Source organism: Paracoccus nototheniae, from assembly GCF_004335005.1.
Lineage (GTDB): Bacteria > Pseudomonadota > Alphaproteobacteria > Rhodobacterales > Rhodobacteraceae > Paracoccus > Paracoccus nototheniae.
In genome coordinates this window covers 1-25,250 of sequence record NZ_RQRT01000013.1, presented here as the reverse complement: position 1 = coordinate 25,250, position 25,250 = coordinate 1, and the positions used below count along the sequence as shown (strand labels likewise).

Annotated in this window: 28 protein-coding genes and 1 pseudogene; 9 read left to right on the top strand and 20 right to left on the bottom strand. The window is 66.2% G+C overall.

The features are described from left to right. Window positions 1-56: 56 nt before the first annotated feature. The 3 genes from EG885_RS07445 to gmk all read right to left on the bottom strand — a co-directional run bounded on the left by EG885_RS07445 (window position 57) and on the right by gmk (window position 2,370). Window positions 57-1,109: a sensor histidine kinase gene (locus tag EG885_RS07445; protein ID WP_242679551.1), complete on the bottom strand. Its 1,053-nt coding sequence runs from the start codon at window positions 1,107-1,109 to the stop codon at window positions 57-59. A 91-nt stretch (window positions 1,110-1,200) separates the two neighbouring features. Continuing rightward, window positions 1,201-1,734 (bottom strand): gamma carbonic anhydrase family protein, encoded by a 534-nt coding sequence (locus EG885_RS07440; RefSeq protein WP_131573847.1) that lies wholly within the window; start codon window positions 1,732-1,734, stop codon window positions 1,201-1,203. After that, the gene (gene gmk, locus EG885_RS07435; RefSeq protein WP_131573846.1) at window positions 1,735-2,370 is read right to left on the bottom strand and encodes a guanylate kinase; all 636 of its coding nucleotides are present in this window, start codon (window positions 2,368-2,370) and stop codon (window positions 1,735-1,737) included. It lies immediately after the preceding gene. Window positions 2,371-2,583: 213 nt separating this feature from the next. On the opposite strand from gmk, the gene EG885_RS07430 reads away from it, so the two are divergent. Continuing rightward, window positions 2,584-3,384, top strand: a complete 801-nt coding sequence (locus EG885_RS07430) for a PAS domain-containing protein (RefSeq protein WP_242679547.1) — start codon at window positions 2,584-2,586, stop codon at window positions 3,382-3,384. Window positions 3,385-3,443: 59 nt separating this feature from the next. Here EG885_RS07430 and EG885_RS07425 read toward each other — a convergent pair whose 3' ends face one another. The 9 genes from EG885_RS07425 to EG885_RS07385 form a co-directional block, all read right to left on the bottom strand. Beyond that, complete coding sequence (locus EG885_RS07425) at window positions 3,444-4,427, bottom strand: GNAT family N-acetyltransferase (RefSeq protein WP_131573845.1); 984 nt, start codon at window positions 4,425-4,427, stop codon at window positions 3,444-3,446. Window positions 4,428-4,431: 4 nt separating this feature from the next. Continuing rightward, window positions 4,432-5,601 (bottom strand): ribonuclease D, encoded by a 1,170-nt coding sequence (rnd, locus tag EG885_RS07420; RefSeq protein WP_131573885.1) that lies wholly within the window; start codon window positions 5,599-5,601, stop codon window positions 4,432-4,434. A gap of 101 nt (window positions 5,602-5,702) precedes the next feature. Continuing rightward, complete coding sequence (gene mnhG / locus EG885_RS07415) at window positions 5,703-6,152, bottom strand: monovalent cation/H(+) antiporter subunit G (RefSeq protein ID WP_131573844.1); 450 nt, start codon at window positions 6,150-6,152, stop codon at window positions 5,703-5,705. Then, a complete protein-coding gene (locus tag EG885_RS07410; RefSeq protein ID WP_131573843.1) occupies window positions 6,149-6,436 on the bottom strand; it encodes an MrpF/PhaF family protein in 288 nt (95 codons plus the stop codon). The genes mnhG and EG885_RS07410 overlap by 4 nt, the downstream gene beginning before the upstream one ends. A gap of 4 nt (window positions 6,437-6,440) precedes the next feature. Further along, window positions 6,441-6,917 carry a Na+/H+ antiporter subunit E gene (locus tag EG885_RS07405; protein WP_131573842.1) on the bottom strand — a complete coding sequence of 159 codons (477 nt, stop codon included), beginning with the start codon at window positions 6,915-6,917 and terminating at the stop codon, window positions 6,441-6,443. After that, window positions 6,914-8,413 carry a Na+/H+ antiporter subunit D gene (locus EG885_RS07400; protein ID WP_131573841.1) on the bottom strand — a complete coding sequence of 500 codons (1,500 nt, stop codon included), beginning with the start codon at window positions 8,411-8,413 and terminating at the stop codon, window positions 6,914-6,916. Before EG885_RS07400 ends, EG885_RS07405 begins: the two co-directional genes overlap by 4 nt. Beyond that, the gene (locus EG885_RS07395; protein ID WP_131573840.1) at window positions 8,410-8,844 is read right to left on the bottom strand and encodes a Na+/H+ antiporter subunit C; all 435 of its coding nucleotides are present in this window, start codon (window positions 8,842-8,844) and stop codon (window positions 8,410-8,412) included. Before EG885_RS07395 ends, EG885_RS07400 begins: the two co-directional genes overlap by 4 nt. Window positions 8,845-8,846: 2 nt before the next feature. Further along, window positions 8,847-9,263 (bottom strand): MnhB domain-containing protein, encoded by a 417-nt coding sequence (locus EG885_RS07390; RefSeq protein ID WP_131573839.1) that lies wholly within the window; start codon window positions 9,261-9,263, stop codon window positions 8,847-8,849. Between the two features lies 1 nt (window position 9,264). Continuing rightward, window positions 9,265-11,553 (bottom strand): putative monovalent cation/H+ antiporter subunit A, encoded by a 2,289-nt coding sequence (locus EG885_RS07385; protein ID WP_131573838.1) that lies wholly within the window; start codon window positions 11,551-11,553, stop codon window positions 9,265-9,267. Between the two features lie 443 nt (window positions 11,554-11,996). Between EG885_RS07385 and EG885_RS07380 the strand changes: the two genes are divergently transcribed. Continuing rightward, window positions 11,997-12,539: a biotin transporter BioY gene (locus tag EG885_RS07380; protein WP_131573837.1), complete on the top strand. Its 543-nt coding sequence runs from the start codon at window positions 11,997-11,999 to the stop codon at window positions 12,537-12,539. A gap of 142 nt (window positions 12,540-12,681) precedes the next feature. Beyond that, on the top strand, window positions 12,682-14,082 hold the full coding sequence (gene gndA / locus EG885_RS07375; protein WP_131573836.1) for an NADP-dependent phosphogluconate dehydrogenase: 1,401 nt from the start codon (window positions 12,682-12,684) through the stop codon (window positions 14,080-14,082). Window positions 14,083-14,154: 72 nt separating this feature from the next. On the opposite strand, the gene EG885_RS07370 is transcribed toward gndA, so the two are convergent. Continuing rightward, window positions 14,155-14,676, bottom strand: coding sequence for a MarR family winged helix-turn-helix transcriptional regulator (locus EG885_RS07370; protein WP_131573835.1), 522 nt, complete (start codon window positions 14,674-14,676; stop codon window positions 14,155-14,157). A 217-nt stretch (window positions 14,677-14,893) separates the two neighbouring features. Here EG885_RS07370 and ectA point away from each other — a divergent pair, with 217 nt between their 5' ends. From ectA to EG885_RS22670, 6 genes are all read left to right on the top strand, one after another. Then, on the top strand, window positions 14,894-15,430 hold the full coding sequence (gene ectA, locus EG885_RS07365; RefSeq protein WP_131573834.1) for a diaminobutyrate acetyltransferase: 537 nt from the start codon (window positions 14,894-14,896) through the stop codon (window positions 15,428-15,430). 56 nt (window positions 15,431-15,486) lie between these two features. Next, a complete protein-coding gene (ectB, locus tag EG885_RS07360) occupies window positions 15,487-16,779 on the top strand; it encodes a diaminobutyrate--2-oxoglutarate transaminase (protein ID WP_207392225.1) in 1,293 nt (430 codons plus the stop codon). Between the two features lie 6 nt (window positions 16,780-16,785). Next, on the top strand, window positions 16,786-17,175 hold the full coding sequence (locus tag EG885_RS07355; protein WP_131573833.1) for an ectoine synthase: 390 nt from the start codon (window positions 16,786-16,788) through the stop codon (window positions 17,173-17,175). 3 nt (window positions 17,176-17,178) lie between these two features. After that, complete coding sequence (locus EG885_RS07350; RefSeq protein ID WP_131573832.1) at window positions 17,179-18,606, top strand: aspartate kinase; 1,428 nt, start codon at window positions 17,179-17,181, stop codon at window positions 18,604-18,606. Between the two features lie 241 nt (window positions 18,607-18,847). Next, window positions 18,848-19,423 carry an RBBP9/YdeN family alpha/beta hydrolase gene (locus EG885_RS07345; RefSeq protein WP_131573831.1) on the top strand — a complete coding sequence of 192 codons (576 nt, stop codon included), beginning with the start codon at window positions 18,848-18,850 and terminating at the stop codon, window positions 19,421-19,423. Window positions 19,424-19,470: 47 nt separating this feature from the next. Next, window positions 19,471-19,608: a hypothetical protein gene (locus EG885_RS22670; protein ID WP_165571068.1), complete on the top strand. Its 138-nt coding sequence runs from the start codon at window positions 19,471-19,473 to the stop codon at window positions 19,606-19,608. A 28-nt stretch (window positions 19,609-19,636) separates the two neighbouring features. Here the strand turns inward: EG885_RS22670 and EG885_RS07340 are convergent, their stop codons facing one another. From EG885_RS07340 to EG885_RS07310, 7 genes and pseudogenes are all read right to left on the bottom strand, one after another. After that, window positions 19,637-20,086 (bottom strand): response regulator, encoded by a 450-nt coding sequence (locus EG885_RS07340; protein WP_131573830.1) that lies wholly within the window; start codon window positions 20,084-20,086, stop codon window positions 19,637-19,639. Next, window positions 20,083-21,198, bottom strand: coding sequence for a PAS domain-containing protein (locus EG885_RS07335; RefSeq protein ID WP_131573829.1), 1,116 nt, complete (start codon window positions 21,196-21,198; stop codon window positions 20,083-20,085). Before EG885_RS07335 ends, EG885_RS07340 begins: the two co-directional genes overlap by 4 nt. A 128-nt stretch (window positions 21,199-21,326) precedes the next feature. Then, window positions 21,327-22,175 carry a sulfate ABC transporter permease subunit CysW gene (gene cysW, locus EG885_RS07330; protein WP_131573828.1) on the bottom strand — a complete coding sequence of 283 codons (849 nt, stop codon included), beginning with the start codon at window positions 22,173-22,175 and terminating at the stop codon, window positions 21,327-21,329. Beyond that, window positions 22,172-23,020: a sulfate ABC transporter permease subunit CysT gene (gene cysT, locus EG885_RS07325; RefSeq protein ID WP_131573827.1), complete on the bottom strand. Its 849-nt coding sequence runs from the start codon at window positions 23,018-23,020 to the stop codon at window positions 22,172-22,174. Before cysT ends, cysW begins: the two co-directional genes overlap by 4 nt. Beyond that, complete coding sequence (locus EG885_RS07320; RefSeq protein ID WP_131573826.1) at window positions 23,017-24,009, bottom strand: sulfate ABC transporter substrate-binding protein; 993 nt, start codon at window positions 24,007-24,009, stop codon at window positions 23,017-23,019. The genes cysT and EG885_RS07320 overlap by 4 nt, the downstream gene beginning before the upstream one ends. A gap of 106 nt (window positions 24,010-24,115) precedes the next feature. Beyond that, window positions 24,116-25,096: a sulfate/molybdate ABC transporter ATP-binding protein gene (locus tag EG885_RS07315; RefSeq protein ID WP_242679546.1), complete on the bottom strand. Its 981-nt coding sequence runs from the start codon at window positions 25,094-25,096 to the stop codon at window positions 24,116-24,118. Window positions 25,097-25,137: 41 nt separating this feature from the next. After that, window positions 25,138-25,250, bottom strand: a pseudogene (locus EG885_RS07310) (IS5/IS1182 family transposase); the annotation flags it as partial.

Below are 25,250 nucleotides of genomic sequence, written 5' to 3'. Positions count from 1 at the left end.
AACGGGACGGGGGGCAGACAGCCCCCCCTTCAGCGCCCCCGGCAAGGCGCCACGCCTCAGCCCCGCGACAGCCCCTCGGGCAGGATCACCACAAAGCGGCTGCCCTCGCCGATCCGGCTTTCGATGCGCAGCCGGCCGCGGTGGCGGTTCACGATATGCTTGACGATCGCCAGCCCCAGCCCGGTGCCGCCCTGCGTGCGGGCGCGATGCGTGTCGACGCGGTAGAACCGCTCGGTCAGGCGGGGCAGGTGCTGTTCCTCGATCCCCTCGCCGCGATCCTCGACCGCCACCGCCCAGGCCGGACCGCGCAGCAGCGGCTCATGCGGGATGCGCGACAGGGTGACGTGCAGCGCCTTGCCCGAGGCCGCGTATTTCAACGCATTCTCGATCAGGTTCTGGAACACCTGCGTCAACTGGTCGCTATCGCCCGGCAGGCGCAGCGCCTGTTCCAGACCCGCGGTCGTGACCACGACACCGGCGGCCTCGGCGCGCGGAGCCAGCGTTGCCAGCACCCCGCGCAGAAGGCCCGGCAGATCGACCCGACCCGAGGGGCGGCGCCGTTCCTCGGCCTGCACGCGGCTCAGGGTCAGCAATTCGTTGATCAGCCGGTTCATGCGCCCGGCCTCGCGCTCCATGATATCCAGAAACCGGTCGCGGGCGCGGGCATCGTCGCGGGCAGGGCCGCGCAGGGTCTCGATGAAGCCGGTCATCGCGGTCAGCGGCGTCTTCAGCTCGTGGCTGACATTGGCGACGAAATCGCGGCGCATCTGTTCGGCCTCTTCCGCGACCGAGCGGTCGATCACCGCCACCGTCGCGCCGCGACCAAACGGCGCGGGCAGGGCCGCGACGGTCACCTCGGCCAGAATCTCGCGCCCGTCGGCGGCACAACTGGCCCGCAGGACGACCACACCCTCGGGCGGGGTGGGCAAAGCCGGATCGGGCATCGGCGCCGGACCAAGGGTCGGGTCCAGCACCCAGTCCAGCGCCTGCAGGATCGCCGGATGTCGCAGCACGGTCACGAACGGCCGCCCCGGCAGATCGGCCCCCAGCAGGGCGCCCGCCAGCGCATTGGCCGCAATCACCCGCGCCTCGCGGTCCACGGCCAGCATCGGCACCGGCACCCCGTCCAGAAACCCCGCCAGCCGCCGCGCGCCTGCGCCGGTCACCTCCCCTGCCTCTGCCCGGTCGCTCGCCACCGGGTCAGTCGGCCACGCCCGGCAGGGCCACCAGCCCGGCCCGGAACCGCGCCGCATTGGCCCGATAGCGGTCGGCGGATGCGCGCAGCTCGGCCATGGCCGCCTCGTCCAGCATCCGTACCACGCGGCCCGGCGCGCCCATAACCAAGGCGCCTGCCGGAATTTCGCGGCCCTCGGGGATCAGGGCGCCGGCGCCGATCAGCGCCCCCGCGCCGATCCGGGCGCCGTTCAGGATCGTGGCCCCCATGCCGATCAGCGCCCCGTCCCCGATCATGCAGCCATGCAGGATCGCCCGGTGACCGATGGTGCAATCCGCGCCGATGACCAGCGGATGGCCCAGATCGGTGTGCAGGCAGCACAGATCCTGCACATTGCTGCCCGGCCCGACCTCGATCACGTCATTGTCGCCGCGCAGCACCGCGCCGAACCAGACCGAGGCGCCCTCTGCCAGCGTCACCCGCCCCATCACCTGCGCATCGGGTGCCACCCATGCCCCCGCATCGATCTGCGGCGTGACGCCGTCCAGTGACCAGATCATTCAGACCTCCTCCTCGGCCATCAGCCGCTTGACGAAAGCGCCCAGCCCCGCCTGCCGGTCGCGGCGCAGCCGCTCGGCGGTCAGGATGGCGCGCAGGCGCATCTCGGTCTGGTCCAGATCGTCGTTGACCAGAACGTAATCATATTCGGCCCAATGGCTGATCTCGGACCGGCTTTTCAGCATCCGCCCCGCGATCACCGCATCGCTGTCCTGCCCGCGCCCGCGCAGCCGACGCTCCAGTTCCGGCAAGGACGGGGGCAGCACAAAGATCGACACGACATGCCCGCCAAGGGCCGATGCGCGGATCTGCTGGCCACCCTGCCAGTCCACGTCAAAGATCGTGTCGCGCCCGTCGCGCATCGCGCGTTCGACGGGGCCTCGCGGGCTGCCGTAGAGATTGCCGAAGACCTCGGCATGTTCCAGCATCTGATCGCTGGCGACCATCTGTTCGAAACCGCTGCGCGAGGTGAAATGGTAATGCACGCCGTCCACCTCTCCGGCGCGGGGCGGCCGGGTGGTGGCCGAGACGGAGAACCGCAGGCTGTCATCCCAGTCCATCAGCCGTCGCGCCAGCGTCGATTTCCCTGCGCCCGAGGGCGAGGACAGGATGACCATCAGGCCGGTGCGGTCGATCATGGCGGTCTTGGGCCCCCTGCGCGTCGTCATGTTCGTGCGTGGGATGCCCTGCCCTTGCGCAACGGTCAAGTCCCGGCCCCGCATGGGGCTTGCATCGGACGGATCTTAACCATTTGTTCATTATATGACTCGGCGAGCGGCACGAAGTGTCGTTATGGTTGCATTAAGGCTCATGGATATTCGGGTCTGACCCATGTGAAGGAAAGGTGCCCCGTGTCGGACCTGAAGGACGGATCAGACATCATGCCGGACCACCCGGCCACGGACAGGCCCGGGCGGGTCATCCATCTGCAGGATTACGAAACGTTCCGGCCCGAACGCGTCCTGCACGACATGCGCGATTACTGGAACAGCATCCGGCAGGGACGCGCCGTTCCCGCGCGGTCCGATGTCGATCCCCGCGCCATTGCCCGCATTCTGGACCATGCCTTCATTCTGGAACGGATCGCCCCCGGCGCCGGTCGCCTGCGTCTGGCGGGGCGGCATCTGATCGACCTGATGGGGATGGAGGTGCGCGGCATGCCGGTCTGTTCCGTGCTGAACACCAGTTCCCGGGGCCGGTTTTCGGATGTGCTGGAAAGCGTTTTCAAGGGGCCGCAGATCGCCCGCCTGACCCTGCAGGCCGAGGCCAGCTATGCCCGCCCCCTGCTGACCGCCCAGATGCTGCTGCTGCCGCTGCGGTCGGATCTGGGGGATGTGACCCGCGCCCTGGGCTGTCTGGTGGCCGAGGGCGATCTGGGTGTCGCCCCGCGCCGCTTTGATCTGCACGGCGACGAGGTAATGCCCATCATCGACGGAGGAGAGACCATCGCCCCCTCGCCCTCGTCCATCGGCTTTGCCGAAAGCCGCGCCGATTTCTCTGGCCCGTCCGGTCGCACGAATGGCCCGCCCCGTCGCGGCGCAGCCCCGCAGGGCGAGGACAGGGCACCGCAGAACAGCCCCACGGCCACCTCCCCGGAAGAACGCCGGGCCGGGTTCCGGCTGATCCAGACCGCCCTGACGGACGGACGCTGAAGACCGGAAAGGGGCCCGTGCGGATCAGCGGTGGCTGACCGACACGATTTTCGCATGGGTCAGGGCAGCAGGCCGGGCCGCCAGCGATACAGCGCCGCGTCGGCCTGCGCATCCCGACCGGGCGTGTAAAGCGCGATATCCTCGGCCCGGCGAAAGCCGAGGTTCTTCAGGATCTTGCGCGAGGCCGGATTGTCCAGAAACACATCGGCCACCATCTCGGTCGGGGCAAATCGGGCGACCAGTTCGTGAAACACGGCGGCGACCATTTCCTGTCCCAGCCCCTGCCCCGCCATTTGCGGGTCCAGAAAATAATGCAGGCGAGGCGGTGTTGCCGCGCTCAGGCCCACCGCTCCGATCACCTGCCCCTGATGACGCACGGCCAGCCGCAAGGGCAGCAACAGCCCGCTGTCGGACAGGACTGACGCGGCCTCGTCCAGATCCATGTCGGGGCGGAACCGCTGCATCATCCGCGCCACCTGAGGCTGCGTGACGATGCGGTGCAGCGCGGGCAGATCGGCGGGGACGATGGCGTCGATGACCAGACGGTCCGTGGTCAGCGCGATGGCGTGCCGGGCCTCGAATGTGGCGCGGTCCAGATGCATGGCCGTGGCGGCGACCGGTCGGCCCAGGGGTCGCGATTGCAGCGTGACCCGGCCCTGCGGCTGAAACCCCAGCCAGTCCAGCAGTCTGGCAGAGCGGTCATTGCCGATCAGCACATGGGCCTGAACGCCCGGCACGCCCGACAGGAACAGCCGAGACAGGGCCAGCACTCCGGCACGGCGACCAAGGCCCCGGCCCTGCCGGTCGGGCGCGATCCAGATGCCAAAGACCCGGCCCGCCTGCACCATGCCGACCAGCCGGTCGCCAAGCCGGATGGCATGTTCGTCAAGGCCCGCCACATCGATGAAATCGCTCGCGTCGGGCAGGCCATAGGGCCAGGGCAGCGTCGTCAGCCAGCGCACCGTGTCCCAATCCGCCAGGGCCGAGGCGATCGCCTCGGCGTCTTCGGGCCAGGGACGGGTCAGCGCCAGCGGCGGAGGCATGGGTCTAGCGCGCCGGAACGACCTTGACCGCGCCGCCCTGCGCGGACAAGGCGATCTCTCCGCCCGCCAGTCGCAAGGCGTCGCGGCCAAAGACCTCGGCCCGCCAGCCCTGCAGGGCGGGAACGTCCCGCTGGCCCGTGGCAATCGCGTCCAGTTCGCTGGCCGAGGCGATCAGCTTGGGCGCCACGCCCGCCGCATCGGCCTTGGCCTTCAGCAGCACGCGCAACAGATCCGACAGCGCAGCATTACCGGGGCGACCCGGTTCGTCCTGTCGCGGTACGGGCAGATCCTTGCTGTCCGTGCCGGCCTTGACGGCGGCCAGAATGCCTGACGCGATCTCTCCCTTGCGGGCCTCGCGCAGCAGCAGGCGCGACCGGCCAAGATCGGCCTCGGAGGTGGGCTTGGTCGAGGCCAGCTCGATCATCGCATCGTCTTTATAGACGCGGCTGCGCGGGATATCGCGATCCTGCGCATAGGATTCACGGAACCGCGCCAATTCGCGCAAAATGGCCAGAAAGCGCGGCGAATTGGTTCGGGTGCGCACCTTCAGCCAGGCCTCTTCGGGGCGGGTGATATAGGTCTCGGGGTCTTCCAGCACAGCGATTTCCTCGGCCAGCCAGGCCTGACGCCCGGTCTTGACCAGTTCCGCCGCCAGATATTCATAGATCACCCGCAGATGCGTCACATCGGCCAGCGCATAGGCCGCCTGCGCATCGGACAGGGGACGCCGCGACCAGTCGGTAAACCGCGAGGATTTGTCCAGATCGGCCTTGGCGATCTTGCGCACCAGCGTCTCATAGCCGACCTGTTCGCCGAACCCGCAGACCATCGCCGCAACCTGCGTGTCAAACAGCGGCGTCGGGAACAACTGCGCGTCGTGGAAAAAGATTTCAAGATCCTGCCGCGCGGCATGGAACACCTTGACCGTCCCGGTATGGCGGAACAGATCGTACAGGGGTTCCAGCGACAGCCCCTCGGCCATGGGATCGACCAGAACGGCGTCGCCGCCCGGCTGCTTGCCCGTCGACGCGGGCGGCACCGCCAGCTGGATCAGGCACAGCTTGGACCAATAGGTCCGCTCGCGCAGGAACTCGGTGTCGACGGTGACATAGGGGGCGCATTTCGCGGCCTCGCAAAAACGGGCGAGGTCTTCGGTGCGGGTGATCGTGGGGATGTCCTGGCTCATTCAGCTCTTTCAGATCAGGCGGTTCGTCCGCCAATCCGACAGATTTACGCCCAAGACACGGGTTTGGAAAGCCCCGATCACCCAAGCCCTCAGGGGGCCTCGCGCGGGGCGCCTCCGGTGGCCGGGGTGCCGCCTTCCGCCTGCGGATCGGCTTCGGGTTCGGCGGCCGGACCGGTTGCATCCTTGGGGTCGCGTTCGGGCGGACGCTTGCGCAGCGCCTCGGCCACGCCGTCTTCGCAGACGGTGCGATCCACCATCGGCACACCGGTGCGAAACGCCGCCCGGCCGATCAGATGCGCGGCCACAGGCGCGGTCATCAGCAGAAACATGATTGCCGCCACGGCGCGCGCGATCACCGTGCTTTCGGCAAAGGCCACCGCCACCGCCACAAGGATCAATCCCGAGCCAAGCGTGCCCGCCTTGGTCGAGGCGTGCATCCGTGTCAGCAGGTCGGGAAGGCGCAGCACGCCCAGCCCCGCCGCCAGACAGAAGATGCCGCCCGCCAGCACAAAGCCCGCCACGATGATGTCGCCGATCATTGCAGATCCTCCGCCTTCAGCAGGATGCGCCGTTCCAGATAGCGCGCCAGACAGACGGTCGCCAGAAAGCCGACCAGCGCCAGCACGACGGCCACGTCCAGAAAGCCCGCGCTGCGCGATTGCAGCGCCGCAAGGCCCCCGAACGACACCAGCTGCACCGTCATCACGTCCAGCGCGACGATGCGGTCGGCCAAGGTCGGCCCCCGCACCAGCCGGATCGCGGCAAAGGCGACGCCCAGAATCACCAGGGCAAAGCCGAACAGAATTGCGGTTTCCAGGATCATGATTCTACTCCGTCGCCTCGCGCACCCAGACCTCGAACCGGTCGCGGATCTGCGCCCGGATCGCGTCCGGATCCTCGCCGAACATCGCATGGATATACAGCATCTTGCGGTCCTCGCTGACATCAAGGCTCAGCGTGCCCGGCGTCAGCGAAATAAAATTGGCCAGCAGGGTGATCTGCAGGTCGGTCGTCACCGTGATCGGCACCGCGATCAGCGCCGGGTTCGACGACTGCCCCGGTGTGAACACGTCCACCACCACCGGGATCGAGCTGACGACCAGCTCATAGACGAACATGACGACCAGCCGGACCCAGTAATACAGGCGCCGGAAATAGACGCCGGTATCCGGAAACAGCGGCCGCACCAGCCACATCGCGGCCATGCCCACCAGATATCCCGTGACCAGCCCGCCAAGGGTCAGCCCCCCGGTCAGCGCCACCCAGCAAAAAGCCAGCACCATATTGACGGCAAAGAGGTTCATGGCTGCACCCCCAGAACGGTCGAGACATAGTCGGTCGGATCCAGAAGCTGCATCGCCGCGCGTTCGGCGAACAGAACGAAGGGCTCGGGGAACAGACCGATGATGCAGGTCAGTGCCGCCAGCCCCACGATCGGCCCCATCAGCGCGACGCGGTCGAACATAGGGATGTCGGACAGGCGCGGCTTGATCCCGTCGGGATGGGCCGGCCAGAAGGCCGCCCCCCAGATCTTGGTCATCGAAAAGATCGTCAGCAGGCCGACGGCCAGCGACACGCCCGCCACGAACCACATCTCAAGATCCAGCGCAGCCTTGACGACCACATATTTCGCCCAGAAGCCCGACAACGGCGGAAAGCCCGCCAGCGAGAATGCCGGGATCAGGAACAGGAAGGCCAGCAGCGGCGCATGGGCGTAAAGCCCGCCCAACCGCGCCAGATCGGTCGATCCGCCGATGCGCTTGGCCACGCCCGCGACAAAGAACAGGTTCGCTTTGACGATGATGTGGTGGACCAGATAAAAGACAGCCCCCATCAGGCCAAGCGGCGTATACAGTGCCAGACCCAGCACCATATAGCCGATCTGGCTGATGATGTGGAACGACAGGATGCGCCGGAAATCGTTCATCGCCGCGGCGCCCAGAACGCCGGTGACCATGGTCACCACGGCAAACCACAAAAGCAGGGTATGGGTGAAGCCCACATCATGATCGAAGACCAGCGTGAACATGCGGATCAGCGCATAGACGCCCACCTTGGTCAGCAGTCCCGCAAAGATCGCCGACACCGCGACAGGCGGCGTATGATAGGATGCGGGCAACCAGAAGAACAGCGGGAACAGCGCCGCCTTGACGCCGAAAGCCACCATGAACATCACCGCGATGGTGGTCAGCAGGCCGGTGTTTTCCACCTCGCGCACGGCCAGATGCAGGTCGGCCATGTTCAGCGTGCCGGTGATGCCGTAAAGCAGCCCGATCCCCGCCAGAAACATGATGGTCGAGACAAGGTTCAGCAGCACGTATTTGATGCCGCCATCCAGTTGTTCGCGCGTACCGCCCAGCACCAGAAGGCCGAAGCTGGAGATCAGCATGACCTCGAACCAGACATAGAGGTTGAACAGATCGCCGGTCAGAAAGGCCCCGCAGACGCCCATCAGCAGGGTCTGCAACAGGGCGTGAAAGCCAAGACGCTCCAGCCGTTCGGGGATTTCGGACAGGGTATAGATGACCGTCGCAAGCCCGGTGATCGCGGTGATCACCACCATCACGCCGCCCAGCAGGTCGGCGGCCAGCGTGATGCCGAAGGGGGCGCCCCAATCCGACATCTGCGCCGCGACCACGCCTTGGTCCAGCACTTCGGCCATCAGCATGATGCTGGCCAGCAGCAGCGCTGCGGTGCCTGCGACCGAAATCCAGCGCCCGGCCGGCGTGTTGCGGAACAGATAGGACAGCACCGCCGTCAGGACGGGGATGAGGATCGGATAGACCAGAAGCCAGCTCATATCCCGGCCTCCTGACCCGAGGCGGGTTTCTGCGGATCGGCCCGGCCCAGACCCAGCTTGCCCCTGTCCAGATCCTTGGCACCCATCGGCTCGGCCACGCGCATCTCATCGCTGTTGACGGTGCCCAGGGTCATGAAGGTGCGATAGACCAGCGCCAGCGTGAAGGCCAGCAGGCCAAAGCCGATGACGATGGCTGTCAGGACCAGCGCCTGCGGCAGCGCGTTGGCCACGACGCCGGTGGGCGATGACGCCCCTGCATCGATCAGCGGCGGCGCGCCGGCAGTCAGGCGCCCGCCCGCAAAGATCAGCAGGTTGACGGCATTCGACAGCAGCACCAGCCCGAACAGAAAGCGCAGGACGTTGCGGTCCAGCATCAGATAGACCGAGGTGGACACAAGGATGCCCAAGGTTATGGCAAGCAGCAGTTCCACGCTCAGATCTCCTGTTCCAGGGCAAAGACCAGGGTCAGGATTCCGCCGAAGACGGCCATGTAAACTCCGATATCGAAAATCAGGACAGTGGACAGGGGCACATAGCTGTCGCCGTCGCGAAACAGAAACCGCCATTGCCCGGTGAAGAACGGATCGCCCGCAAAGCCCGCGCCGATGCCGCCAAGTGCGGCAACGCCCACGCCCACCATCGCCAGATTGGACGGGTCGACGCGCAGCGCCGATCGCGCCTCGTCCACCGAGGTGGCGATGGTGTAAAGGATAAAGGCGGTGGCCCCGATCAGTCCACCGATAAAGCCGCCGCCGGGCAGGTTATGGCCGCGCAGCAGCGAATAGACCGAAAACAACAGCAACAGAGCCGCCATCAGACGCGTGGTGGTGGTCAGGATCAGCGACTGCATCTCAGCTCTCCTCCCCGGGTTTGCGACGGGTCGTCACGCCACGCAGCAGCGCCAGGGCGCCAATGGCGGCCATGACGACCACGACGATCTCTCCGAACGTGTCCAATGCCCGGAAATCGACCAGAATGACGTTGACGATGTTGCGGCCATGCGCCTCGGGATAGGACACCGCCTCGAAATAGCTTGTCAGGCGGCGGTCAAAGTCGCTGGACAGGACCGAGATCATCAGGAAGGTCGTGACCAGCCCCATGCCCCCTGCGATGACGGCATGGCCCGTGCGGAAGCTGGTCTTGGACCTGCGCGGCAGATAGGGCAGCCGCAGCATCGCAAGGCTGACCAGAACGACCACCAGAACCTCGACCAGCAGTTGGGTGATGGCAACATCGGGGGCACTGAACATGATGAAGATCAGCGCCACGCCGATGCCCGTCACGCCCATGGCCGCCACGGCCGTCATCCGGCTGTGCGTCCATACCGTCAGGATGGCACCGGCCGAGATCAGCCCCAGCACGGCCCATTGCACGGGATGCACCCCATCGGTCGACAGGCTGAGCCCGGCCTGAAACGCGCCCTTCAGCAGATAAGTGCCGCCGACCAGCACCACGAAGGTGGCGAAGGTCACCGCCATGTAACGCTGCAGGCTGCCGGTCTGGATCAGCCCGGTCAGCCATGCGGCAAAGGCCTTGAACCCGTCCAGAAGCCGGTCCCAGCCCGCATCGAAATCGATCGGATTGCGCGCCTCGAAGGCGGCAAGGCGGGTGCGGATCGCCTCGTGCCGGCGATAAAGCAGCCAGCCCGCAAGGAAGGTCAGCAGCGACAGGATCAGCGCCATGTTCACGCCGCCCCACAGATACAGATGCACCTCGCGCACCTCGCCAAAGACGGCATGGGTGGCGGGGCCAACGATGTAATGGCCCAGCACCCCCGGCACGAGGCCGAAGATCAGCGACAGTGCGCCCAGGACCAACGGCCCGGCCAGCATCGGCCATGGGCCCTCATGCGGGGTCATCGGCGTCGGGCGCAAGTCGCCGCGGAAGGGCTTCAGCGCCACGATGCCGCCCACCGCGAACATCATGACCGAGGCCGCAAAGATCATCACGGTGACCCAGATCGAGGCAAAGCCCTGCAGGCCCAGACCGGCCTTGTACATGAATTCCTTGCCGATGAAGCCGACCATCGGCGGGATGCCCGCCATGCTGATCGCGGCCAGCGCAGCGGCGATCCCGGTCAGCGGCATGGCCTTGGACAGACCGCCCAGGACCGCAGCCTCGCGCGTGCCGGTGGCGTGATCGACGATGCCGATCATCAGGAACAGCGCCGCTTTGTACAGCGAATGGACGACCAGAAACAGCATCGCCGCCATGATCGCGTAATGCGTGCCCGCGCCGATGAACATGGTCAGCGTGCCAAGCGCCATCAGCGTGGTATAGGCCAGCACCTGTTTGATATCCGTTTGACGCAGCGCCATGACCGAGGCAAAGACCGCCGTCACGCCGCCGAACAGCGTCAGGGTCCAGAACCAGGCCTGAGTTTCACCCAAGGCCGGGTTCATGCGGGCCATCAGAAAGACGCCCGCCTTCACCATCGTCGCGCTGTGCAGATAGGCCGAAACCGGCGTCGGCGCGGCCATCGCATTGGGCAGCCAGAAATGGAACGGCACTTGCGCCGACTTGGTGAAGGCGCCCGCCAGGAACAGCACGAGGATCGCGATATACCAGGGATGCGCACGGATCATGTCGCCCATGGTCAGGATCTGCGACAGCTCGAACGTGCCCGCGACGGTGCCCAGCAGGATCATCCCGGCCAGCATGGCCAGCCCGCCCGTCCCCGTCACCAGCAGCGCCTGCAGCGCCGAGCGCCGCGATTTGGCGCTGTCGGCATTGAAGCCGATCAGCAGATAGGACGAGATCGTCGTGATCTCCCAGAACACGAACAGCATGATCAGGTTATCGGCCAGAACCAGACCCAGCATGCCGGTCATGAACATCAGCAGATAACAGACAAAGCGCGGATAATCGGGGTGATCGCCCAGATAGCGGGCCGAATACAGCGTCACCGCCGTGCCGATCCCGGTGATCAGCAGCGCAAAGGTCAGGCTCAGCCCGTCCAGCAGCACCGACAGGCGGATGCCAAGCGAGGGCACCCAATCGATGCCCCGCAGCTGCGGCGCATCGGCGATCTGCGGCAAAAGCCCGATGAAATACGCAAACAGGATCGCCGGAACAGCGATGGAGATCCAGCCTGCGGGCCCGCCCATCACGCGATCAACCTTGGGATAGTCGTCAGCCATGTCTCGAACCCTTGTCGCGGCATGCAATTGGAGAGGGGTCTTAGCACCCTTCCCCGGTGGAAAACAGACGCCAGAGGGTGGGAAACCGACGATTGGGCAAGGAAAAGCATCGCCTTGCGGGGCAGCCCTCGCGCTTGTACGCGCGCATGCGCCGTTAAGAAGTGGGCCGGGTCGGACGGTCGCCCCGCGCACGCCCTGCCGGGTGTCGCGGGTCAGCCTCATGAACCGTCCGGTTGCGACGTTTTATCGCAGACCGGATGTGCAAATGTCGCGGGCAGGCGGCAGCGCCCCCTTCGTGTCAGCCGGGTGTGCCAGCCGGGCATGCCAGCCGGGGGCGGGGCATCTGCCCCCTTGTGCCCGAGGGGCGGTTGGGTGTTCCTTAGGCATCAAAGACTGCGGCACCGCCGCTGATGATTCGTGACAGACGACAAAGGGGACATTCCATGCTGCTTGCTCAGGACCGCATTGCCCGGCAAAGCCTGACCACCAAGATTGGCCTGACATTGGCCGCCGCCGCGTTGATCGCGCTTGGCGCCAAGGTCCAGCTGCCCTTCTGGCCGGTGCCGATGACCCTGCAGACGCTGGCCGTTCTGGTCATTGCGGCGGGGCTGGGGCCGCGCCTTGGTCTGGCCGCGATGGGCGCCTATATGGCGGCCGGGCTGGCCGGACTGCCGGTCTTTGCCGGGTCGCCCGAACGCGGGCTGGGACTGGCCTATCTGGCCGGGCCGACGACCGGCTTTCTGATCGGCATGGCGCTGGCCATGGTCGTGACCGGCGCGCTGGCGCAGGGGCGTGGCTTGGGCATGCGGGCCGTGGCGATGATCGCCGGGACCGTGGCCATCTATGTGCCGGGCCTGATCTGGCTGTCGGCCTTTGTTCCCGCAGATCAGCTGCTGGCCGTCGGCGTGGCGCCCTTTATTCTGGGTGATATCGTCAAGGTCGTGCTGGGCACGCTGGCCCTGCAACTGGGCCAGCAGCGCCGCTGATCTGATAGCGGGACTGAACCCGACGGGGCCGCTTGCGGCCCCGTTTTGCATGTCCGGCCCGCCGGAACGCCCCCCCCGTGACAGCCGTTTCTCGTTAGCGTAAACAACCGCAAACAGGTTACGGATGCGAAAGGCGCAGGCAATGGCACAGGCAGAAATCGGGCTGATCGGCTTGGGGACGATGGGGGCAGCCCTGGCGCTGAACATCGCGGAAAAGGGCTTTCCCATCGCCGTCTGGAACCGCACGACCGAGGTGACGCGCCGCTTTGCCGCCGAGGCAGGCCCGCTGGCCCCCCGCATCATCCCCGCCAACACGTTGGAGGCGCTGGTGGCCTCGATCGCCAAACCCCGCCGGATCATCCTGATGGTCCCGGCGGGCGAGGCGGTGGACGCCCAGCTTGACGCGCTGGCGCCGCTGCTGGACCCTGACGATCTGGTCATCGACGCGGGCAATGCCGATTTCCACGACACCAACCGCCGCGACGAGGCCGGCCTGCCCTTTCGGTTCCTGGGCATGGGCGTCTCGGGCGGGGAAGAGGGGGCGCGGCATGGCCCGGCCATCATGGGCGGGGGCGAGGCCGCCGATTGGGATCGCGTGGCCCCGGTGATGGCCGCGATCGCCGCCAAGGCCGAGGATGGCACCCCCTGCGCCGCGCGCATGGGCGATGCGGGCGCCGGGCATTTCGTCAAGATGGTCCATAACGGCATCGAATATGCCGACATGCAGATGATCGCCGAGGTTTACGGGCTGATGCGCGACGGGATGGGGCTGAAAGCCGATGCCATCTCGGACATCTTCAAGGGATGGAATCAAGGCGTTCTGTCCAGCTATCTGATCGAGATCTCGGCCAGCGTCACCGCCGCGCGCGACCCCCATACCGGCGCCGCCATGCCCGATGTCATTCTGGACCGCGCGGGTCAGAAGGGCACCGGCCGCTGGACCGCGATCGAGGCGCAGCACCTGTCCGCCCCCATCCCGGTGATCGAGGCCGCCGTCATGGCGCGCAATGTCAGCGCCCGGCTGGACGAGCGGCAGGCGGGCGAGGCGCGGTTCGGCAAGGGCGCAGGCCCCTGTCCGCTGGAGCCGGCAGCCCTGGAACAGGCGCTGATCGCGGGCAAGATCCTGTGCTATGCGCAAGGCTTCACGATGATCGCGGGGGCCTCGGGTCGGTTCGGCTGGACGCTGGATCTGCCCGAAATCGCGAGGGTCTGGCGGGCGGGCTGCATCATCCGTTCGACGATGCTGAACGACATGGCTCAAGCGCTGGCGGACGATCCGGGCCGCAATCTGATCATGGCGCCGTTCTTTGCCGATCTGATCGAAAAGGCGATGCCCGGTCTGCGGCAGGTCGTGTCGCAAGGGATCGCGGCGGGGCATCCTCTGCCGGCGCTGGCCTCGGGGCTGATGTGGTTCGACATGATGCGCACCGCGCGCGGGACCGCCAACATGATTCAGGCGCAACGCGATTTCTTTGGCGCGCATGGGTTCGAGCGGCTGGACGGGATCGACGATGCGCATGGCCCCTGGGGCAAGGCGGGCTGACAGGCCGGCAGGGGGGCGCTGCCCCCGTCCTGCGGACGCCCCCCGGGATATTTTGACCAAGATGAAAGGGCGTCAGGTCGGGGCGCGGCCGATCTCGCCCAGGGTCAGGACCGGCGAGGCGTCGATGCCCTGCGCGTTCAGCATGGCGGCGACGCGTTCCAGCGAGGCGACCAGCATCGCCTGTTCCCAGTCATGAAGCGCATGAAAGCCGGTGACGAAATGCTGTTGCAGCGCATCGGGCGCCTCGGCCAGTGCGGTGGCGCCGTTGTCGGTCAGGATCACATGCAACTGCCGCCGATCGGTGCTGGAGCGCTGGCGTTGCGTCAGGCCCAGCTTGTCCAGTTGATCGACCAGCGCGGTCACCGTCGCCTGACTGACGCCCATCTGCGTGGCCAGCGCCGTGGGTGTCGCCGTACGGTCGTCGCGCCCGGCCAGAATCTGCAGAACCCGCAACTTGGCCGGGGTCAGGCCGACGGCCTGTGCCAGATCGCGTTCATATTGTTCGGTCGCCCGCAGAATCCGGCGCAGCGCGATCAGCGCGGCGTCCGAGCGGGCGATGGCAGGGTCACGGGGAAAGACGGGATCGCGGGTCATGCGATCCTCTATGCCATTTCCGGCGGGGGCACGGCAATGGGCCCCAGACTGGTTCGCATTGCGAATGGGTTTCATCACGCACCCGTGTCCCTGGCGTGATATTTATCCATAGGTGCCGGTCAGTTAGCTGAAAAGTCCGTGGTTTTTGTCTGGACGGTTGAAACTTTGGCCATCTTTGGTTAGTTAGGGCCCCGAAGCAATCGAGGATCACGGACCCATGCCCAAGGATGTGCAGGACATCGAACGCCCCCGCCAGCTGACGCTGCGCAAGCCCGACCCGACCGACGGCGCCGCTGTCTGGGAGCTGGTGCGCGACTGCAAGCCGCTGGACGAGAACTCGATGTATTGCAACCTGGTGCAGGCCGAGCATTTCCGCGACACCTGTGTGGTCGCCGATCTGGACGGCGACGTCGTCGGCTGGATCTCGGGTCACATGATTCCGAATGACGACGCGCTGTTCGTCTGGCAGGTCGCGGTCAGCCCCCGGGCGCGCGGTCTGGGGCTGGGCCGCAAGATGCTGACCCATCTGGTCGATCGTGACGAATGCACCGAGGCCAACCGGCTGAACACCACGATCACGCGTGACAATGACGCATCCTGGGCATTGTTCCGCAGCCTTGCCCGCCATCTTGGCGGCGCGCTGAGCGATGACCCCCACTATATCCGCGACGAGCATTTCGACGGGCGCCACGCGACCGAGCATATGGTGACCATCACCCTGCCCCGTGCCGCCCCGCAGGCCCGCGCCGCCTGATCTGCTTCGCACCTCAAAGCAATTCGAATAACGCACATCGTGCGAAAGGACGTCCCATGCCTAAGGACATGACCACCCCCACCGCCGATACCGGCATTTTCACCCGTCGCGAAAGCGAGGCCCGGTCCTATTGCCGCGGCATTCCGACGCTGTTCGCCAGCGCCAGCGGATCGATCATGCGCGGGGCCGACGGGTCCGAGCATATCGATTTTCTGGCCGGCTGTTCGTCGCTGAACTATGGCCATAACGACCCCGACATGAAGGCCGCGCTGATCGATCATATCGCGGGCGACGGCATTGCCCATGGGCTGGACCTGCACACCACCACCAAGGCCGATTTCCTGCAGGCGTTCGAGACGCATATCTTGGCCCCGCGCGGCATGGATCACCGGGTGATGTTCACCGGCCCGACCGGCGCCAATGCGGTCGAGGCGGCGATGAAGATCGCCCGCAAATCGACCGGGCGCACGAATATCGTGGCCTTCACCAACGGCTTTCATGGCGTGACCATGGGCGCGCTGGCGGCGACGGGCAACGGCTATCACCGCGGTGGTGCCGGGATGGAGACGCAGGGCGTCACCCGAGTGCCCTTTGACGATTACGCCCAGGGGTTGGACAGCGCCGCCCTGCTGGATCAGATGCTGTCGGACAATTCGGGCGGCATCGATGCCCCCGCCGCGATCATGCTGGAAACCGTGCAGGGCGAGGGCGGGCTGAACGCCGCATCCGCCGAATTCGTGCGGGCGGTGGCCGATATCGCCAAGCGCCATGGCGCGCTGCTGATTCTGGATGATATTCAGGCGGGCTGCGGGCGCACGGGCAAGTTCTTTTCGTTCGAGGATATGGGCGTGGTGCCCGATCTGGTGCCGATGGCAAAATCGGTGTCGGGTTTCGGCCTGCCGCTGGCGATGCTGCTGGTACGGCCCGAACATGACGTCTTTGGCCCCGCCGAACATAACGGCACCTTCCGGGGCAACACCCATGCCTTCGTGACCGCCCGCGTAGCGATCGAGAAGTTCTGGGCCGACAAGGCGTTCGAGGCCGAGCTTGCCGAAAAAGCCGCACTGATCGAGGCTCGGCTGACCGAGCTGGCGGCTCTTGTGCCCGGCGCCTATCTGAAGGGGCGCGGGCTGATGCGCGGCGTCGATGTCGGCTCGGGCGATCTGGCGGGCGCGATCTGCAAGCGGGCCTTTCAGGGCGGCCTGATCATCGAAACCTCGGGGAACGAGGATCAGGTGGTCAAAGTTCTGGCGCCGCTGACCACGCCCACCGACCTTTTGACGCGCGGCTTCGACATCCTGCTGGATGCGGCGCGCGACGTTCTGTCCACCAAGATTGCTGCGGAGTAACATCACATGATCATTCGTGATTTCAATAAACTGAAGGACACCGACCGGTCGGTGTCGGATGCCAGGTGGAATTCGGTCCGCATGCTGCTGGCCGATGACGGGATGGGGTTTTCGTTCCACATCACCACGCTGGATGCCGGGTCGGAACATACGTTCCATTACAAGCATCACTTCGAAAGCGTCTATTGCATGTCGGGCAAGGGCTCGATCACCGATCTGGGCACGGGTGAGACGCATCAGATCACGCCGGGCGTGATGTATGCGCTGAACCTGAACGATCACCACACTCTGCGGGCCGACGAAACTTTGGTCATGGCCTGCTGTTTCAATCCGCCGGTCACCGGGACCGAGGTGCATCGCGAAGACGGCAGCTATGCGCCCGCCGAGACGGCCTGAGCCATGGCACACGCGACCCATACCGTCGAGAAGATCGGCGGCACCTCGATGTCGCGGGTCCATGAGCTGCGCGACACGCTGCTGATCGACGACCGCGCCGATCTTTATGGCCGGATCTTTGTCGTCTCGGCCTTTGGGGGCATTACCGATCTGCTGCTAGAGCATAAGAAATCCGGCGAGCCGGGCGTCTATGCGGCCTTTGCCAGCGGCGAAGGCGATCACGGCTGGCTGGCGGCGCTGGACCGCGCCAGCGCGGCGATGGGTGCCGCGCATCGTGTGGTGCTTGATCATCCCGGCGATCTGGAACGCGCCGACGCCTTTGTGCGCGACCGGCTGGTGGGCGCGAAGAACTGCCTGATCGATCTGCAGCGGCTGTGTTCCTATGGCCATTTCCGGCTGTCGGAGCATATGCTGCACACGCGCGAGCTGCTGTCGGGTCTGGGCGAGGCGCATTCGGCCTTTGTCACCACGCTGATGCTGCAGCGCGCCGGGGTCTCGGCCCGGTTCGTCGATCTGTCGGGCTGGCGCGATACCGGAGAGGTCAGCCTGGACGAACGCATCACCGGCGCCTTGGCCGGGATCGACGCGCAGACGGAAATGCCCATCGTCACCGGCTATGCCCAGTGCAGCGAAGGGCTGATGCGCGAATATGATCGCGGCTATTCCGAGGTGACATTCTCGCGTCTGGCGGCACTGACCGGCGCGCATGAGGCGATCATCCACAAGGAATTCCACCTGTCCTCGGCCGATCCCAAGCTGGTCGGCGCGGATGCGGTGCGCAAGCTGGGGCGCACGAATTACGACGTGGCCGACCAACTGTCCAATCTGGGGATGGAGGCGATCCACCCCAAGGCCGCCAAGACCCTGCGCCAGTCGGGCGTGCCTTTGCGCGTGACCAACGCGTTCGAGCCGCATGACCCCGGCACGCTGATCGACGATCAGCCCGCCGACGCGCCTGCGGTCGAGATCGTCACCGGTCTGGATGTCTTTGCGCTGGAGCTGTTCGAACAGGACATGGTCGGCGCCAAGGGTTATGACGCGGCCCTGCTGGAGGTGCTGACCCGGCACAAGGTCCGCATCGTCAGCAAGGTCTCGAACGCGAACACGATCACGCATTATGTGGACAGCAACCTCAAGGTGCTGCGGCGGGTCGAAAAGGATCTGGTCGAACGCTTCCCCTCGGCCTGCGTGTCGTCGCGGGCGGTGGCCATGGCCTCGGCCGTGGGGCGCGATCTGGACGGGCTGGCGGTGCTGAGCCGGGGCTTGAACGCGCTGGCCGATGCCGGGCTGTCGGCGATCGGCGCGTCGCAGGGTCCGCGTCAGGTCGATGTGCAGTTCATCGTCGAACGCGATGCGCTGTCGGGCACGATCCGTGCGCTGCACCGCGCGCTGGTCGAAAGCCAGACGCAAGAGGTCGCCCGCGCCGCCTGACCAGGCACGCATCGCCGCATCAAACGGCCCCTTCCCATCCTTGGGAAGGGGCCGTTGGCTGTTCAGGATGGGGATTTCAGCAGTCTGCCCGACGGGGCGGGCCTGAGACGCCGCCTGTGAAGGCATCAATCCTCCGCCCTGCCGGTGACAAGGATCGATCTTCTCTTTCATCGCCCGAATTTGGAACCACAATACACGACTTACATTGTAGTGTTATAGGTGATTGCAGAGGAGAAGCCAGATGACCAAGACCCTGATCGTCCCCGGCCTTGACGGATCACCCGCCCCGCATTGGCAGGACTGGTGGGCGCGCACCGATCCCGACGCGATGATGCTGGACATGGGCGACACCGCCCGCCCCGTGCGCGAGGTCTGGCAGGCCACGCTGGCCGTTCATGTCATGACCTATCCCGACAGCATCCTTGTGGGCCATTCGCTTGGCGCGGTGACCATCGCCCAATTGCTGGCGCGATGGCCGGGACTGCGTATCCGCGCCGCCCTGCTGGTGGCGCCCGTCGATCCCCGGGCGATCGACCGGATCGCCGGCTTTGGCGCCCCCCCGCGCGAGGCGTTTGATGTGCCGGCGCTGGTCGTGGCCAGCCGCAACGACCCGCTGGTCAGCTTTGACGCCAGCCGCCGGATGGCAGCGGATTGGGATGCGGATCTGTATGATCTGGGCCATGCGGGGCATATCAACACGGCCTCGGGGTTCGGCCCCTGGACCAAAGGCAAAGAACTGCGCGACCTGCTGCTGGCCCGAACACGCCGCCCCTCGGCCCTGCGGCGGATGTTCGGCGCGTTTCGCCAGCCCGCCTGACCCGTCCAAGACCCTGACCCATTCCCGGATCAAAACCCGAGGTTGCTATGTTCGACATCCAGACCGAAGCCTATCTGCGCCGCACCCATCCCGCCGATCGCGATGAGGGTGGCGCACCGATCATCCCGGCCGCCATCGCGGTCAGCCTGATCCTGTGGACGGGCGTGCTGATCAGCGCGCTGTGATCCTGCGCGCCTTGTCCGCTGACCCGGCCTAGCCCCACTGGGCCGCAAAGGCGGGCGAGGCGACAAAGCTGCCCGGCCCCGACGAGACGGGGGGCGGGTCGCAGACCCCTTCCTCCAGGTATTTCAGGGCCGCGACAAAGCCGCTGGACGAAAACGGTTTCGCGATCACCCCCGAGGCACCAGCGAAATCGTCGGGGATCTTCTTGGGATTGGCGGTGACAAAGACGACGATCGTCTCTGGCCAGCGGCTGCGGATCTCGGCATTGACCTCCAGCCCGGTGCTGCCTTGCGCCAGTTGCATGTCAACCAGCGCGACATCGGGCGCATCCCCGACCGGCAGCGCCTTGACCGCGTTCAGCGACGCAGCGGTGGCCAGCACCCGGTGGCCGCAATCCTCGATCATCATCTCGATATCCATCGCGATGATGAATTCATCTTCGACCACAAGGATCGACAGCGGGGGCTTTGGCGGGTTCATGAGACCTCTTTGTCGACAGCGACGTTCACCTGGGTGGCCCCGCCCTCGCCCGTCGACCAGGACACGGTGGTCCGGGTCTGCGCGGCAAGGCGCGAGATGATCTGTTCGGTGACGCCGGTGGGATTGTAATGGGGCAGAACGGCCGCGCCCGAGGCGGTGCCGAAACGGATGGTCAGCCCGACCCGGCCCGCCTGCGTCTGCGTCTGCGACGAGATGTCGAACACCCCGCCGCGGTCGCCGTCGATGGGGCGGATCATATGGGTCAGAATTTCGTTGATGATCAGCCCGATGGCCGAGGCCTGCCCGGCGGGCACCTCGGCACGGCCTAGATCGGCGCGGATGCGGATGTCGCAATCGCTGCGGCTTTGCGTCAGATCCGAGGCGAGGTTGACCGAATAGGATCCGATATCGAACCGCGTCACATCGTCGGACTGGTACAGATGCCGGTGCACCGTGGCCAGCGCGTCGATGCGGGTCATCATCGCGCGCAGCAGGTCCACCGTCTCGCTGTCCTTCGCCTCGCGCAGTTGCAGGCGCAGGATCGATCCGATCATGGTCATGTTGTTCTTGACCCGGTGATCGACCTCATGCAGCAGCAGCCGCTGCGCATCCAGCGATTCCCGCAATTCGGCGACGCGGCGGGTGACCTCGGTTTCCACCCGCGCCTTTTCGCGCGCCATGCGCGACTGCACGTCGATCCGGTCGGTCACATCCAGCTGCGAGGCGAAAAAGAACTGGATCCGGCCCTCATCGTCGCGCACCGGGCTAAGATACAGCCCGTTCCAGAACGACGATCCGTCCTTGCGATAATTCAGGATATCGACGGCGACATCGGTGCCCGCATCGACTGCCGCGCGGATGCGGGCGACGGTTTCGGGATCGGTCTGCGCGCCTTGCAGAAAGCGGCAATTGCGCCCGATCAGGTCTTCGCGGTCATAGCCGGTCAGCTTTTGAAAGGCATCATTGGCAAAGATGATCGGATTGTCGGGCAGGTTCGGGTTGGTGATGATCATCGACATGCGGGTCGAGCGGACGGCGGCGGCAAAGGGATCGCCCCGCCCCTGATCGTGATGCAGCGCCCCGGTCAGGGTCCAGTCGTCCCGGTCGTCCACGTCCTGTCCCCGTCGCTTTCATCCGCTTCATCGTCGCGGTGACAAGCATTTGCGGAACTGTTTGGTTCCCGCCAGCAGGGCGAAGGGACCGGCCTGCGTGGCAGCCCGGCCCCCCTTCAACCGCCACCTCAGCCGCGCCGCGCCTCCAGCGCCGCCTTGATGATCAGCGCGACCAGCGCGATCAGCGTCAGGGTGGATGCGGCGGCAAAGGCGCCCACAGCGTTCAGGTCGTTGAACAGCAATTCGACATGCAACGGCAGGGTATTGGTCTGGCCCCGGATATTGCCCGACACGACCGAGACGCCGCCGAATTCCCCCACCGCACGGGCCGTGCACAGCACCGCCCCGTACAGCAGCGCAAAGCGGATATTGGGCAGGGTCACGCGGCGGAACACCTGCCAGCCCGAGGCACCAAGCGTCACGGCGGCCTCTTCCTGTTCGGTGCCCTGCGCCTGCATCAGCGGCAGCACCTCGCGCGCGACAAAAGGCGCGGTGACGAACATCGTCACCAGCACGATGCCGGGCAGCGCGAACATGACCTGCAGATCGACCTCGCGCAGCCAGGGGCCCAGCAGGCCCTGGCGCCCATAGAGCAGCAGATAGCAGATCCCCGCGATGATCGGAGAGATCGAGAACGGGATCTCGATCATCGTGACCAGAATGCTCCGTCCCGGAAAGCGGTGCTTGGACACCGCCCATGCGGCGGCAATGCCAAAGGCGATGTTCAGGGGCACCACGATCACCGCGACAAGGCTGGTCAGCCAGATCGCATGCAGCATCGCGGGGTCCATCAGATTGGCCGCATAGACCCGCCAGCCTTCTGAAAAGGCGCGGGCAAAGATATAGGCCAGCGGCGCCACCACGATCAGCAACGTCAGGACGACCGCCAGCCCGATCAGGGCGCGGGCGCCGTTGGTGCGTGCAGGGCGGCCATGGCCGGTGGCGGAACCGGGGGCGATAAGGTCGGGCACGCTCATCTTGTGGCCTTTCGGTGGCGCGCGGCCCAGCTTTGCAGGATGTTCGACAGGATCAGCAGCACCAGCGCAAAGCCCAGCAGCACCAGCGCGATGGCGGCGGCGCCGTTATAATCGTATTCCTCCAGCCGGATATAGGCCAGCAGGGCCGCGATCTCGGTCTGGCCGGGCAGGTTTCCGGCGATAAAGACGATGGCTCCGAATTCCCCCAAAGACCGCGCAAAGGCGGTCGTGCATCCTGCCAGCCATGCGGGCAGGATGGCGGGAAAGACCACGCGGGCAAAGATCTGCCAGCGCGTTGCGCCAAGCGTCTCGGCGGCCTGTTCCAGCGAGGGGTCCAGATCCTCCAGCACCGGCTGGACGGTACGCACCACGAAGGGGATCGAGGTGAAGGCCATCGCCAGCGCGATCCCCCAGATCGTATAGACGACCGGAAGGCCCGCCGGATGCAACCATGTCCCGAACCAGCCATTGGCCGAAAACAACGCCGTCAGCGACAGCCCCGCCACGGCGGTGGGCAGGGCAAAGGGCACATCCATCAGCGCGTCCAGCACCCGCTTGCCCGGAAAATCATGGCGCACCAGCACCCAGGCCATCAGCAGGCCATAAACCGCATTGAAGGCCGTGGCGATCGCCGCCGCCATCAGGGTGATGCGAAAGGCCGCGATCGCGCGGTCGGAACTGACGATCGCCCAAAAGGCGGCGGGGCCGATCTCGGCCCCCTTCAGGATCAGCGCCGCGATCGGGATCAGCACGATCAGCACCAGATAGAGCAGCGTCGTCCCAAGGCTGAGCGTAAAGCCCGGCAGGACGCGCTTGGCGCGGAAGGGGGCGGTGGCGTCGCTCATCTGTTGACGAAGACCTGATCCAGAATCCCGCCATCGGCCAGATGGTCCTGCGACACGGCATCCCATCCGCCGAACACGTCATCGACGGTGACCAGTTCGACCGGGGCCTGCGCATCGGCGAATTCGGCGGCGACGGTCTCGTCCGTGACACGATAGTAGCGCTCGGCCAGCATCCGCTGCGCGTCGGTGGTGTACAGCCATTCCAGATAGGCGGTGGCCACCTCGGTCGTGCCATTGTCTTCGGCATTCTCGGCCACCACGGCCACCGGGAAGGCGGCGAAGAGGCTAAGCGAGGGGGTCACGCGCTCCAACCCCTGGGCCGCGTATTCGGCGGCGATCTGACCGGTCTCGGCCTCAAAGGTCACCAGCACGTCGCCGATGCCCCGTTCCGCGAAGGTCTGGGTCGAGGCCCGCCCGCCCGTGTCGAACACCGGCACATTGTCAAAAATGGACCGCACGAAATCCTGCGCCGCCGTCTGGTCGCCACCGTTCTGCGCCAGCGCATAGGCATAGGCGGCCAGATAGGTATAGCGCCCGTTACCGCTGGTCTTGGGGTTGGGGAACACGGGCGCGACATCCTCGCGGGCCAGATCGTCCCAGTCCTCGATGCCCTTGGGATTGCCCTCTCGCACCAGAAAGGCGGGCAACGAATAATAGGGCGAGGCACCGTTCGGAAAGGCATCGCGCCAGTCCTCGGGCAGCAGGCCGCTGTCGGCCAGCACGTCGATGTCGGTTTCCTGGTTGAAGGTCACCACATCGGCGGGCAGCCCTTCCAGAATGGCACGGGCCTGACGCGACGATCCGCCATGCGACATGTCGATGGTCAGGGTGCGGCCCGTATCGGCCTGATATTGCGCGGCAAAGACAGGGTTCAGCGCCTCGAACAATTCGCGCGCGATGTCATAGCTGACATTCAGCAGACGATCCTGCGCGGCAGCGGGGCCGGCCAGGATCAGGGCCAGGGCGGTGGCAAGGACGGGCAGTTTCATCGGGCGATTTCCTTCGGCAAAGGCAGGACGGGGGTGGCGGTGGCGGGGCGGGCGTCGGGAAAGACCGCCGCCGCCTCGACCGTTAAAGTGATGGGGGCGCCTTTGGTCAGGGCGGGGGCGCGGCGCCGGGCATCTGCGCCTCGGCCTCGGCGCCGTCGCTGCGGGTCGCGGTCAGGCGCAGTTCGGCCCCGGTGCTGGCAAGGCTGGTGACGTGCCAGACGCCCGCCGGATCGGGCATCGCGCGAATGTCGGCGGCGCGCGCGAACAGCCGCGCCGTCCCGTCGGGCAGCGCCCGGCGCGGCAGGGCGGTCAGGTCCAGCCCCGGCGCGGTTGCGCGGCCTGCGGCCAGCGTGACCGGCAGCTCGACCGTGGCACCCATGAAGCGGGCGACAAAGGGCGTGGCGGGATGATCATGGATCTGGTCGGCATGGCCGGTCTGTTCGATCAGCCCCTGCCCCATGACGACCACGCGGTCGGCCAGCTCGAACGCCTCTTCCTGATCATGGGTCACGAAGATGGTGGTCGATCCGGTCGCCTCGTGCACGCCGCGCAGCCAGCGGCGCAGATCGCGCCGGATCGCGGCGTCCAGCGCGCCAAAGGGTTCGTCCAGCAACAGCACGCGCGGCTGGATCGCCAGCGCCCGGCCAAGCGCCACGCGCTGGCGCTGCCCGCCCGACAGCTGCGCCGGATAGCGGTCGGCCAGCGCGTCGATCTGCAGGAATGCCATCAGTTCGTCCACGCGTGCGGCGATCAGCGCGGGGGCGGGACGATCGGCCCGGGGGCGCACGGTCAGGCCAAAGGCGATGTTGTCGCGCACGCTCATATGCGGGAACAGGGCGTAATGCTGAAACACAAAGCCGATGCGCCGGTCACGCGCGGCCAGTTGCAGCCAGTCCTGCCCCGCCACCGTCAGCCGCCCCGCATCGGGCCATTCCAGCCCGGCGATGATCTTCAAAAGCGTCGTCTTGCCGGACCCGGATGGCCCCAGCAAAGCCACCAGTTCGCCATCGGCCACGTCCAGATCGATGCCGCGCAGCACCTCGGTCGGTCCGAACCGCTTGGTCATCCCGGCAATCGTGATCGACATGGCGCACCCCTTATCCTGAACCTGCCAGCTAGGGTCAGGATTCATAACCAATAGATGACGGTTGCTGCGAGGGCGATGGCCGAGAGGAAGATCTTCGGACATCTGTCATATCGCGTTGCCACGCGCCTCCAATCCTTGAGCCTGCCGAACATGA

What these genes read in the sequence shown, in the direction of transcription:
- EG885_RS07445 (WP_242679551.1), bottom strand. Translation starts at nt 1,109, where the DNA reads ATGCTGGCCGTGGACCGCGAGGCGCGGGTGATTGCGGCCAATGCGCTG.
- EG885_RS07440 (WP_131573847.1), bottom strand. Translation starts at nt 1,734, where the DNA reads ATGATCTGGTCACTGGACGGCGTCACGCCGCAGATCGATGCGGGGGCA.
- gmk (WP_131573846.1), bottom strand. Translation starts at nt 2,370, where the DNA reads ATGATCGACCGCACCGGCCTGATGGTCATCCTGTCCTCGCCCTCGGGC.
- EG885_RS07425 (WP_131573845.1), bottom strand. Translation starts at nt 4,427, where the DNA reads ATGCCTCCGCCGCTGGCGCTGACCCGTCCCTGGCCCGAAGACGCCGAG.
- mnhG (WP_131573844.1), bottom strand. Translation starts at nt 6,152, where the DNA reads ATGATCGGCGACATCATCGTGGCGGGCTTTGTGCTGGCGGGCGGCATC.
- EG885_RS07410 (WP_131573843.1), bottom strand. Translation starts at nt 6,436, where the DNA reads ATGATCCTGGAAACCGCAATTCTGTTCGGCTTTGCCCTGGTGATTCTG.
- EG885_RS07405 (WP_131573842.1), bottom strand. Translation starts at nt 6,917, where the DNA reads ATGAACCTCTTTGCCGTCAATATGGTGCTGGCTTTTTGCTGGGTGGCG.
- EG885_RS07400 (WP_131573841.1), bottom strand. Translation starts at nt 8,413, where the DNA reads ATGAGCTGGCTTCTGGTCTATCCGATCCTCATCCCCGTCCTGACGGCG.
- EG885_RS07390 (WP_131573839.1), bottom strand. Translation starts at nt 9,263, where the DNA reads ATGCAGTCGCTGATCCTGACCACCACCACGCGTCTGATGGCGGCTCTG.
- EG885_RS07385 (WP_131573838.1), bottom strand. Translation starts at nt 11,553, where the DNA reads ATGGCTGACGACTATCCCAAGGTTGATCGCGTGATGGGCGGGCCCGCA.
- EG885_RS07380 (WP_131573837.1), top strand. Translation starts at nt 11,997, where the DNA reads ATGCTGCTTGCTCAGGACCGCATTGCCCGGCAAAGCCTGACCACCAAG.
- gndA (WP_131573836.1), top strand. Translation starts at nt 12,682, where the DNA reads ATGGCACAGGCAGAAATCGGGCTGATCGGCTTGGGGACGATGGGGGCA.
- EG885_RS07370 (WP_131573835.1), bottom strand. Translation starts at nt 14,676, where the DNA reads ATGACCCGCGATCCCGTCTTTCCCCGTGACCCTGCCATCGCCCGCTCG.
- ectA (WP_131573834.1), top strand. Translation starts at nt 14,894, where the DNA reads ATGCCCAAGGATGTGCAGGACATCGAACGCCCCCGCCAGCTGACGCTG.
- ectB (WP_207392225.1), top strand. Translation starts at nt 15,487, where the DNA reads ATGCCTAAGGACATGACCACCCCCACCGCCGATACCGGCATTTTCACC.
- EG885_RS07355 (WP_131573833.1), top strand. Translation starts at nt 16,786, where the DNA reads ATGATCATTCGTGATTTCAATAAACTGAAGGACACCGACCGGTCGGTG.
- EG885_RS07350 (WP_131573832.1), top strand. Translation starts at nt 17,179, where the DNA reads ATGGCACACGCGACCCATACCGTCGAGAAGATCGGCGGCACCTCGATG.
- EG885_RS07345 (WP_131573831.1), top strand. Translation starts at nt 18,848, where the DNA reads ATGACCAAGACCCTGATCGTCCCCGGCCTTGACGGATCACCCGCCCCG.
- EG885_RS22670 (WP_165571068.1), top strand. Translation starts at nt 19,471, where the DNA reads ATGTTCGACATCCAGACCGAAGCCTATCTGCGCCGCACCCATCCCGCC.
- EG885_RS07340 (WP_131573830.1), bottom strand. Translation starts at nt 20,086, where the DNA reads ATGAACCCGCCAAAGCCCCCGCTGTCGATCCTTGTGGTCGAAGATGAA.
- cysW (WP_131573828.1), bottom strand. Translation starts at nt 22,175, where the DNA reads ATGAGCGTGCCCGACCTTATCGCCCCCGGTTCCGCCACCGGCCATGGC.
- cysT (WP_131573827.1), bottom strand. Translation starts at nt 23,020, where the DNA reads ATGAGCGACGCCACCGCCCCCTTCCGCGCCAAGCGCGTCCTGCCGGGC.
- EG885_RS07320 (WP_131573826.1), bottom strand. Translation starts at nt 24,009, where the DNA reads ATGAAACTGCCCGTCCTTGCCACCGCCCTGGCCCTGATCCTGGCCGGC.
- EG885_RS07315 (WP_242679546.1), bottom strand. Translation starts at nt 25,096, where the DNA reads ATGTCGATCACGATTGCCGGGATGACCAAGCGGTTCGGACCGACCGAG.